The organism is Mesorhizobium sp. M1E.F.Ca.ET.041.01.1.1 (assembly GCF_003997355.1).
In the GTDB taxonomy this organism is placed as follows: domain Bacteria; phylum Pseudomonadota; class Alphaproteobacteria; order Rhizobiales; family Rhizobiaceae; genus Mesorhizobium.
In genome coordinates this window covers 1-7,510 of record NZ_RZSL01000301.1, presented here as the reverse complement: position 1 = coordinate 7,510, position 7,510 = coordinate 1, and the positions used below count along the sequence as shown (strand labels likewise).

At 64.6% G+C, this 7,510-nt stretch carries 8 protein-coding genes; 4 read left to right on the top strand and 4 right to left on the bottom strand.

Annotated features, from left to right (window positions below):
- Nucleotides 1-28: 28 nt before the first annotated feature.
- The gene (locus tag EOA38_RS39780) at nt 29-235 is read left to right on the top strand and encodes a hypothetical protein (protein WP_245480895.1); all 207 of its coding nucleotides are present in this window, start codon (nt 29-31) and stop codon (nt 233-235) included.
- Between the two features lie 64 nt (nt 236-299).
- Here EOA38_RS39780 and EOA38_RS22180 read toward each other — a convergent pair whose 3' ends face one another.
- On the bottom strand, nt 300-917 hold the full coding sequence (locus EOA38_RS22180) for a methyltransferase domain-containing protein (RefSeq protein WP_189350533.1): 618 nt from the start codon (nt 915-917) through the stop codon (nt 300-302).
- Nucleotides 918-1,190: 273 nt separating this feature from the next.
- Here EOA38_RS22180 and EOA38_RS22175 point away from each other — a divergent pair, with 273 nt between their 5' ends.
- The gene (locus EOA38_RS22175) at nt 1,191-1,817 is read left to right on the top strand and encodes a TetR/AcrR family transcriptional regulator (RefSeq protein WP_126091999.1); all 627 of its coding nucleotides are present in this window, start codon (nt 1,191-1,193) and stop codon (nt 1,815-1,817) included.
- Nucleotides 1,818-1,853: 36 nt separating this feature from the next.
- On the opposite strand, the gene EOA38_RS22170 is transcribed toward EOA38_RS22175, so the two are convergent.
- From EOA38_RS22170 to EOA38_RS22160, 3 genes are all read right to left on the bottom strand, one after another.
- Nucleotides 1,854-2,450, bottom strand: coding sequence for a hypothetical protein (locus tag EOA38_RS22170; protein ID WP_126091998.1), 597 nt, complete (start codon nt 2,448-2,450; stop codon nt 1,854-1,856).
- 4 nt (nt 2,451-2,454) lie between these two features.
- A complete protein-coding gene (locus EOA38_RS22165) occupies nt 2,455-4,140 on the bottom strand; it encodes a DUF6880 family protein (protein WP_245464882.1) in 1,686 nt (561 codons plus the stop codon).
- 176 nt (nt 4,141-4,316) lie between these two features.
- Nucleotides 4,317-5,501 (bottom strand): Gfo/Idh/MocA family oxidoreductase, encoded by a 1,185-nt coding sequence (locus EOA38_RS22160; protein ID WP_126091997.1) that lies wholly within the window; start codon nt 5,499-5,501, stop codon nt 4,317-4,319.
- A 185-nt stretch (nt 5,502-5,686) separates the two neighbouring features.
- Between EOA38_RS22160 and EOA38_RS22155 the strand changes: the two genes are divergently transcribed.
- Together EOA38_RS22155 and EOA38_RS22150 are read left to right on the top strand one after the other, a co-directional pair.
- The gene (locus tag EOA38_RS22155; protein WP_126091996.1) at nt 5,687-6,580 is read left to right on the top strand and encodes a MurR/RpiR family transcriptional regulator; all 894 of its coding nucleotides are present in this window, start codon (nt 5,687-5,689) and stop codon (nt 6,578-6,580) included.
- A gap of 70 nt (nt 6,581-6,650) precedes the next feature.
- Nucleotides 6,651-7,433: an SDR family oxidoreductase gene (locus tag EOA38_RS22150; protein ID WP_126091995.1), complete on the top strand. Its 783-nt coding sequence runs from the start codon at nt 6,651-6,653 to the stop codon at nt 7,431-7,433.
- Nucleotides 7,434-7,510 lie beyond the last annotated feature (77 nt).

The window sequence follows — 7,510 nt, the reverse complement described above, 5'->3', positions numbered from 1 at the left end:
CCCCAACCCCGACCCGACGCCGACGCCAGTGCCCACGCCGCCGCCGTTCCCCGACCCGAAGCCGATGCGCGAGCCGGATCCGGAGCGGCTGCCGGACGAGACCCCTGTCCCCAATCCGGATGAGAACGACGTGCCACCCAAGCATTCGGCGAAGCTCGGCGGCGCCAGTCGGCGTGAGCAGTCTTCTCCCAGCGCTCCTTCGTCGACTCGATCGTACGTTCCGCAATCCAGGTAACTCATAGAAACGCTTACTGTGCCGCGTTTGGCACTTACGCCCGCCATCGGCGTGGCCGCAATGTTCATACCCTGATGCCGCGCAGGTAGTGCAGGCCGAGCCAATTGAGCGGACCGCCTTCGATGCGCTCGAATCCGGTTGCCGCCAGCGGTTGGCGAAGACCGTGCAGGTCGAACTGGCCATGCAGGCCGTGCTTTGCCGACATGTGTCCGCGTTCACTGACGGGGCCTGCATAGTCGATCAGCAACAGCCGTCCGCCCGGAGGCAGAACGCGTGCCGCCTCGCGCAGGCAAAGGCTGCGTCTTGCTTCCGGCACCATGTGCAGCACCGTCGTGAAAGTGACTGCATCGAAGCGTCCGTCCTCGAACGGCAATTCGGCCGCATCGGCATGGTGAAAGGCGATGTCGAGGCCCGCCCGGCCGGCCTTGCGGCGAGCCGCGGCAAGCATCTTTTCGGAAACGTCGACGCCGACCACCGATCCGCCGGGCTGCACGCGGCGCCATGCGGAAATCGCCTGCGTGCCGGTGCCGCATCCGACCTCCAGCAGTTGGAAGCCCGGCGCCAGACCGGCCAGATCGAGCAGCGCCTCGCGATAGGCCCGGTCGCGCCCGCGGGTCAGGACAAGGACCAGCAGGTCGTAGAGGCGCGGAAAGCCGATGCCCTTGTTGGCGTCGGGGCTCATTACGGCTCCAGCGACGCGCGCTTGGCTTCGCATATGGTGCATGTTCATCACGTCCTTCCTTCAACAGGCAGTTCAAGAACCCGCGAATGCCGGGAAAAGCGGCCGACGACTGGCGAAGCTTCGAAACAGTCCGTATGATAATGAACACTCTGTCCGGAATTTTCGACGGACGATGCAGGCGGAACGTCCGTTAGTGGACAATTCCGCGCCCGCCGTCCTGGAAAAGGCGGGCCAGGAAAGACGCTCCGTGGACCGGCGAAGGAGAAGTGATCCATGTCGCGCCAGATCGATCGGCGAGCGGCCCGCACGCGCAAAGCCCTTCACCAGGCGCTGCTGACGCTTATGCTGCGCAAGGGTTACGAGGCTCTCTCGGTGCAGGACATCATCGATGAAGCCGACATTGGCCGCTCGACATTCTACGCCCACTATACCGGCAAGGAGGATCTGCTGCGCAGCGGCTTCCAGATGCTTCGGGAGGAGCTCAAGGAGGCGCAATCGATGGTGCGCGTGGGAGCCGAGGCCTCGCACGACGACCCGCTCGGCTTCAGCACGGCCATGTTCAAGCATGCCGCCCGGTATGCCGATCACTACAGGACGATGATCGGCGGGCGCGGCGGCGCCGTGACGGAGAATGAAATCCGCCTGATCCTGTCAGAGATGGTACGGCAGGAACTGCCCCCTACCCTCCATGGCGATATGATGCCGCGCGACTTCGTCGTGCAATTCATCGTCGGCGCTTTCCTTACGACTCTGAACTGGTGGTTCGAGCGGAAGCCGAAACTGTCGCCGGCCCAGGTCGACGCCATGTTCCGGAGCCTGGTGCTCGATGGGCTTTCACCCTTGGTAGGCGGCAAGCGACGGCCGGCGGATCACCCCGCTGCACATCGCGATGCGGATTGATCGGTCTCAACGATGGGGTCCCGTCGACTGAGCCGATCAGAGAGGGTGGGCCTCATCGACATTCGGCAATTCAAGTGCAGAGCGGAGCAAGCCGCGACCTCGTCGATAAAGGGTCGAATACGCAACCGGCGCCAATAGGTCGGCGTGAGGCTGGAAATCCGCAATGCGCTTGTTGAAACGTATTGTCCCGCAGCCGGGAACCAGGCAATCCCGATTTCCCTTCGGACATTTGCTGAAAGAGCAAAGCCGGCCAAGGTAACGGTCGCTGTCGGGTTCGAACAGGAACACGTCGAGTTGATGGCTGACGAAGCTGATGCCGACGCCTGTCTCGAATGCCTGCCGCAGCGCGGCGGCGCCTGCGCGACGCAGTTCGCCGAGCCGGTGCTGCGAATTGATCCATAGGGCCAGGTCGAGGTCGCCGCATTCATGCCAGACCTCGATGCGTGCCCGGCGGAACTCGCTGAACCTGGGAATCTCCTTCCAGAGCGGTTTCGCCACCGAGCCAATAACGGCGATCGCCTCGATTTCGGAGAACGTCATCCAGGCCCGCGTGACGACATCGGCCGCTATGCGGAACTGGCGCTGTCGTTCCAGAAGGTACCGGTTCTGGCTTTCGATCTCTGACCGCTTCATGGACTCATCCGATAAGCTTCATCAAATTGCGTTTGCGGCCAAAGCGGAGCTTGAGTTCGGCAATATGAGCGGCCTGTTCCTTTGGAGAACGCAGCCCTGCCATGCGGAGCAGCAACTTCATCACCTCCTCATAGGCGGGAGCCCCACCGACTTCAGCCAGTTCATCTATGCGCGTCGCATAGGTCTCGATCGCCTCGCCGGGATGTGTCGCCTCGCTCGCCGCGGCGAGGGTTTCACGCAAGCTTGACGACACACCATACTTGCGGACCGTCGCCCAAGCATCGTCGAACGCCCGGTCATGGATCATGATGCGGACGAGCAGGTCTGCGGGGAATCCCCATCGCGTCGGCGCTTTGCCTGCGAGTTGCGATCGTAGGAACTTCGTCGCGGCTTCGCCCGCGCCGCTGCCCCCAATCCGGCACAGTTCCTCGTACAGTTGAAGGCTGGGTGCCTTTTCGAACGCTCGTTGCAGCAGCTTTTCGGCCTCTTTGCACCGGCCGGCACGCGAAAGAAGCTCGACCGTGAGCAGCACGAGCCGCTCGTCCAAACGGTCGTCCTCAAATACCCACAGCCCCTCTTCAGCGCGGCGAAGAGCCTCGTCCGCTCGACCATGTGCGAGGCAGAACTCCGCAAGCTGTAAGTAGCGCCAGGGTGACGACAGCTCTTTCGCCCGCAAGCCTATGCGGGCATCGAGGTCGCCATCGCTTTCGGCGAACCCGTCCAGGACATGCATCAGCAAATCATAATTCGCGTCAGCATCCGTGGTGGACGAAAGACGTCCCGCCTGTGGGCCGACCTTCGGCGGCAGCTTTTCCCACGCCTCCGCCGCCAGGCGGCGATACTCGGCAAGTCCCAGCGCGCCCAACACGTCGGCATAGATTGTCGAAGCGCCGTCGAACGCGTCATATTCGCCCTTCATCTCGCGAGCGAACAGCGTCCTGGCAAATAATACAGGTTCAGGTCCCGCGGCGCGGGCAGCGCTCAAGTGAATATCCTGCGCTCGGCACAGCAGGCCGCCGCAATGACCGTCGGAGTCGTCGATTGACCCGATCGCCCTTTCGATCCGGTCGAAGGCATGCTCCGCCAAGCGCAAAGCGAGGACCGAACGCCCGGACGGCACAAGGTCGGCGACGACGTCAAGCACCTCATCCACGCCCGCGGCCCATCCAGGTACCGCGCGGTATTCGACGTAGCCTCTCGTCCTTGTCTCGTCATCTATGGCCTTGCGCAAACGCGCTTCGAGCGTCTTGTCGTCAGCGCTCATTGTCGACGCGGCCATGTCGAGCTTGCGAAACAGCGTCGGATCGCCATCGATGAACCCGACAATCATTTCGATCAGGGCGTCGATGCTTTTCGCGCGCAGGTATTCCCGGATGCGGGCGAGCGCGCCGACGTCTTCCGGCTCCGCGTCCGCAGCATTCGTCGCCAGCGCGACCGCGACCATGTGCTTGCAAAAACCCCTATCGTCGAAAGCCGGACAGGAACAGCTTCCTCCGATCTCGGAACCCCGGCCGGTGACCTCTGCGCGGTAGTCCTCCGTGCCGGCGACCTGAGCGCGCACGCGCCGCGCATCCGTGGTGAGTATATCAACCTGGCCTTGGGAGCAGTAGGCTTCGCCACGCGCAAACACCTTGTCGCCCGCAAGCTCGCGCAAGGTTGCGACGTCAAAGCGGGTCCGGCTCTCGGTCATATGTGGTTGGACCCCAACTCCATTCGATCACATGCAGAACCTTGCCCGATCGACCAAAAATGTCACTGAACCGGACGCGAAGGTGGCGGGTTGGATCGCCGCTTAACAGCATCAAGACAGCGACGAATCGATCGTAGTGGCTCTCCCGAGATCGTCAAGAACGTGGCCATTTCGCATCACGAAAACCGCGCCGGCGTCCACGCTCCGCCCGCCGCGTTCGACTCCACCGCCGCCGCCACGAACTTCACGCCGCGCGCGCCGTCGACCACGTCCGGTACCTGCGCCGCGCGCGCCGCATCGACAGCCCCGCCCACTCGGTGCGCGCGGATGATGTCGGCGGCGTCGCGGTAGAAATTGGCGAAGGCCTCGATATAGCCTTCCGGATGGGCGGCCGGCATGCGCGAGACGCGCCGCGCTTCCGTGGTCGAGCCGTGGCCGCCGCGCACCAGCGTGCGGGTTTCCTCGCCATAGGGCGAGAAGCGCAGCTCCTCCGGCCGCGTGCCCAACCATTCGAGCCCGGCCTTGTCGCCATAGATGCGCACCGAGAGGTCGTTGTAGTGGCCGGGCGAGGTCTGGCTGGCGAGGATCGTGCCGCGCGCTCCGCCTGTCCAGCGCACCAGGACATGCGCATTGTCGTCGAGCCGTCGTCCGGGCACGGCGGTGAACAGGTCCGCCGAGACCGCCTCCGCCTCGAAGCCCGAGATGAAGCTCGCCAGGTTGAAGGCGTGCACGCCGATGTCGGCGAGCACCGCCGACTGTCCGGCGCGCGCCGGATCGGTGCGCCATTCGGCCTGCTTCTGGCCTTGCGCGTCGATCGGCTGCGTCAGCCAGTCCTGGATATAGGCGCCATGCACGGAAACGATGCGGCCGAGCGCGCCGGCCGCCACCATCTCGCGCGCCTGCCGCACCATGGCATAGCCGGTGTTGTTGAGCGTGACGACGAAGCGGCGCTTCCTCGCTTTTGTCAGCGCCACCAGGGCTTCGGCCTCGGCTAGCGTGGTGGACAGCGGCTTGTCGCAGATGACGTCGATGCCGGCCTCGAGGAAGGCGGTAGCGATCGGCGCATGCAGGTGGTTGGGCGTGACGACGACCACCGCCTCGATGCCATCCGGCCGCGCCGCTTCGGCTTTCGCCATGGCATGATAGTCGGCATAGCTGCGCTCCGGCGCTATGCCGATCTCGGCGGCCGATGCCGCCGCGTTCTCCGGATCCGAGGAAAGCGCACCCGCCACGAGGGCGATCTGGTCGTCGAGCCGCATGGCGAGGCGATGCACCGCGCCGATGAAGGCGTTGCGGCCGCCGCCGACCATGCCGACCGTCAGGCGTTTGCGCGAGGTTCCGTCAGCGGTTGCATGGACCATGTTTGCGATTATCCTCCCTGAAATGGCGATCCGTTGTCGGCGACGCCTGCCGCAATTTTTCGAATGATATTTCTATTTTTCGTTTTGTAAAACTCCCGTGCCGCGATAGCGTTTCTCTTGGCCCAACCGATGGGCCGCATCCGGAGGAGGGTTCGGATGTTCCAAGCCGTCAACGGGTACCTCGTATGAGCAGCCGCAAACCGACAGACGAGCCGTCTCCGCACGGCCTGGAGACGGCAGCGGGAAAACGCAGCCGTTCGCTGGCGGCACTTGGCTACACCAAACCGCAAACCTATGAGGAACTGCGCGCCGTGCTCTCTTCCGGCACCGTGCATTTCCCGAAGCGGCTGCGCCAGGTTGCCATCTTCCTGTGGCAGCATCCGAGCGACGTGGCGCTCGGCACCATCGCGCAGGTGGCCGACCAGGCCGGCGTGCAGCCCTCGACGCTGGTGCGCTTCGCGCAGATCTTCGGCTATGCCGGGTTTTCCGATTTCCAGGGCCTGTTCAAGGACCACATGAAAGGCTCATGGCCGGAGGGTCGCAGCCACGAGCCCACGGCCGAACCCAACGCCAACCTGCATTTCCTCAACGGCATGGTCGGCGCCTCGCAAGCCTCACTCGGCCGCATCGGCAACGGCTTCGACATCGACAGCTTCGAGAAGATGGTCGAACTGCTGGCCAGCGCGGAACTGATCTATGTCATCGGCAGCAAGCGCGCCTTCCCCGTCACCACCTATCTGTCGCTGACGCTGTCGCAGCAGGGGGTGCGCAACGTGCTGGTCGACAATGTCGGCTCGACCGCGCTCGACCAGGTCGGCTGCATAACGCCGCGCGACGCGGTGCTCGCAGTCTCCTTCAGCCCCTATAATTCGATCACGCCCGACCTCGTCGCCGTCGCGCATGAGCGCAAGGCGCGCATCGTCGCCATCACCGACAGCACCTTCTCGCCGCTGGTGAGACTCTCCGACGCCTGGCTGGAGGTGGTAGAGTCGGATTTCGCCGGCTTCCGCTCGCTCGCCGCATCGCTCGCCGTCGGCATGGCTTTGGTCCACGGCGTCGTTGCGCGCCGGACAGGCTGACCGTGGCGGTTGACTATCGGGAACTTTTGTTCCATTTTAAAAAAATAGAAACTTTGTTCCGGGAGGAGGAATGGAGGTTCGGCTCGACAACAAGGTGGTGCTGGTCACCGGCGCGACGCAGGGCATTGGCCGCGCGATCGCCGAGACCGCCGCGCGCTCCGGCGCCGAAGGCCTTGTGATCACCGGCCGCGACCGCAAACGCGGCGACGCTGTCGCCGCCGAACTTTCCGCCATGGGCACCCCGACCGCCTTTGCCGCCGCCGACCTCGGCGATCCCGAGGCTCCGGCAATGCTCGCCCGGACCTGCATCGAGCGCTTCGGCCGCATCGACGCACTCGTGAATGCCGCGGGCCTTACCGACCGCGCCTCCTTCGTCGATGCCAGCCTCGAAGACTGGGCATCGCTGTTCGCCGTCAATGCGCGCGCGCCCTTCTTCCTGATGCAGGCGGTCATCGCCGACATGACGAAGCGCGGCGGGGGCGGCGCCATCGTCAACATCCTGTCGATCAACGCGCATTGCGGCTCGCCCGAGCTTGCCGTCTATTCCGCCACCAAGGGCGCGCTGGCGACGCTGACCAAGAATGCCGCCAATGCCCACCGCTTCGACCGCATCCGCGTCAACGGCATCAATGTCGGCTGGACCGACACGCCGGCCGAGCGCGTCATGCAGGCCGATACGCTTGGCCATGGGCCGGGCTGGCTCGATGCGGCCAATGCGGCCCAGCCCTTCGGCCGGCTGTTCTCGGTGGGCGACATCGCCAACCTCGCCGTCTTCCTGCTCTCCGACGCTGCCGGGCCGATGACCGGCGCGCTGATCGACCAGGAGCAATGGGTGATCGGAGCGAACCGGTGAGCGCGGTGCGCGCCGAAAGCCTCGGCCCTGCCCTGCTCAGTTGCTTGCCGTCCGAGGTCCGCAAGCCGGCTTACGAT